This window comes from Rhizobacter sp. P3_B12, assembly GCF_056402895.1.
This window is the reverse complement of sequence record NZ_JBFUGN010001119.1, coordinates 1-1,864: the sequence shown is the minus strand read 5'-3', so window position 1 is coordinate 1,864 and position 1,864 is coordinate 1. Positions and strand designations below refer to the sequence as shown.

Below are 1,864 nucleotides of genomic sequence, written 5' to 3'. Positions count from 1 at the left end.
CGCCGGGAGCGGCCGGGGCCGACAGCGCGCGCAGCTCGGCGACCGGTGCGGGCTCGCTCACACCACTCACTTCAGCAGGCCGGCGTTCTCTGCCGCGGCCTTGATGCCGACGTAGTTCTCGGGTTGGGTCGCGATGAAGCGCGTCGCGCGCTGCAGGCCCAGGATCTCCTTGCCCTCCGGCGTGGCCGGGTYGAGCGCGAGGAAAGCCTGGCGGATCTTCTCGCGCAGCTCGGCCGGCATGTCGGCATGCACCGTCCAGTTGTAGTCGTAGTAGGCCGGCGTCGTGTAGAACACCTTCACCTGGCTGGTGTCGACCTTCTTGTCGGCGACGAACTTCTCCCACACCGAGATGTTCAGCGCGCCGGCATCGACCTTGCCGCTGGCCACCGCGGCGATCGTCGCGTCGTGCGCGCCCGAGAAGCTGACGCGCTTCAGGTCGGCATCGGGGTTGATCTTCGCGGCCAGCAGGAAGCTGCGCGGCATCAGGTGGCCCGAGGTGCTCGATGCCGAGCCGAAGCTCAGCGTCTTCCCCTTCAGGTCTTCGAGCTTCGCGATGCCGCTCTTCGCATCGGTGATGAAGACCGAGCGGAAGCGCTCGTCCTCCTCGCGCTGCACCAGCGGGATCACCTTGCCGTTCGAGCGCACGCTCGCCTGCACGAAGGTGAAGCCGCCGAACCAGGCCAGGTCGATCTTGCGGTTGACCACCGTCTCGACCGCCGCGGCGTAGTCGGTCACCGGCGTCCACTCGACCTTCATCCCGAGCTTGCCCTCCAGGTACTTGCCGAGCGGCGCGAACTTGCGCGCCAGCTCGGTCGGCGATTCATCGGGGATCGCGGTGACGCGCAGCACGCCGGGCGTGGCGGTCTGCGCCGCGGCGGTGCCGGCGATCAACGCCAGCGACAAGGCGGCGAACAGGTGTTGGAACGAAAGTTTCATCGGAGAAATCCAGCGGTTCAGGAAAGGGAGGAAATGCGCAGCGCGAGTGCCGCGATGCCATCGGGTGACAGGTCATCGGCCTCGACGCGCTGCGCCTGGCCGATGCGTTCGAGCTGGCGCCCTTGCGAGCGCGCGTAGAGCGGATCGTAATGCCGGGCCATCAGCGCCTCGAACAGCGGCGGCAGGTCGCGCTGCAGCGCCCAGGCCTGCCATTGCGCCAGCGTCTCCTTCGGCAGCAGCTCGCGCAGGCCGCCCAGCTTGTCGGCCAGGCGCTGCGGGTCGTCGCCGAGCCAGGCGTAGTCGCGCAGCAGGTAGGCGAGCCGCGCCTCGGGCGTCGCCGCGATCTCGACGACCGGGCTCTCGCGCAGGCGCTGCAGCAGCGGTTCGGGCACCGTCAGGCGGCCGATGCGGCGGCTCTCGGCCTCGACCCAGATGCGGCGCTGCGGATTGAGCCCCTCGAGCGCGTGCAGCAGCTGCGTCTCGAAGCCCTTCTGCGACGGCTGCTCGGTGCCGGGCAGGTCGCCGAGCACCGAGCCGCGGTGGGCCGCCAGCGCCTCCAGGTCGAGCACCTGCTCGCCCTGCTGCGCGAGTGCGTGCAGCACGCGCGTCTTCGCGCTGCCGGTCGGGCCGCACAGCACGCGCAGCGGCAGCGCCGGCGCGCGCGTGGCCAGCTCGCTGATCACGTGCGCGCGCCACGACTTGTAGCCGCCCTTCAGCTGCTGCGCATCCCAGCCGACCAGCCGCAGCCAGTTGACGACGCTGCCGCTGCGCAGGCCGCCGCGCCAGCAATAGAGCAGCGGGCGCCAGTCGCGCGGCTTGTCGCGCATCAGTTCGTCGAGGTGGCGGGCGATGTTGCGCGCCACCATCGCGCCGCCGATCTTGCGGGCCTCGAAGGCGGACACCTGCACGTAGGTGGTGCCGACGATGC

Annotated in this window: 2 protein-coding genes; both read right to left on the bottom strand. The window is 70.3% G+C overall.

The window, feature by feature from the left end:
• Positions 1-66: 66 nt before the first annotated feature.
• Entirely contained in the window at positions 67-936 is an 870-nt protein-coding gene (locus AC1D01_RS32800) for a putative selenate ABC transporter substrate-binding protein (RefSeq protein WP_477873670.1), read from the bottom strand.
• A 17-nt stretch (positions 937-953) separates the two neighbouring features.
• Positions 954-1,864 (bottom strand): tRNA 2-selenouridine(34) synthase MnmH (mnmH, locus tag AC1D01_RS32795; RefSeq protein ID WP_477873669.1); only part of this gene is annotated, 911 nt, incomplete at its 5' end.